This window comes from Frigoribacterium sp. AC759, assembly GCF_979256015.1.
The window spans coordinates 1-239 of the sequence record NZ_CEEDMT010000182.1 but is presented as its reverse complement, the minus strand read 5'-3'; the positions used below and the strand labels follow the sequence as shown (position 1 = coordinate 239).

Genomic DNA, 239 nt, shown 5'->3' with positions numbered 1-239 from the left:
GCCTATCGCGCGGCGCGTCAGGGCCTGGACCGTGCCGAAGCGCTGCAACTACGCGACCGCCAACGCGCCTGGATCCGGGCGCGCGACGCGGCCTGCGACAGCCGCGCAGCGGATCAATCCGATCCGGCTTCGGGGACCGCCACACGCACCGACTGCCTGCTGACCTGGACGGCGGAGCGCAGTCTGTGGCTTGAGAACACCTATCTGACGGGGTCGCGCAAGTGAGCCACGGCCTGCAC

At 70.7% G+C, this 239-nt stretch carries 1 protein-coding gene; it reads left to right on the top strand.

Translation table 11 applies throughout. The features are described 5' to 3' along the window. Window positions 1-225: lysozyme inhibitor LprI family protein (locus ACZ6JE_RS15570; protein WP_464319535.1), on the top strand; the 225-nt coding region annotated here is incomplete at its 5' end. Between the last annotated feature and the right edge of the window lie 14 nt (window positions 226-239).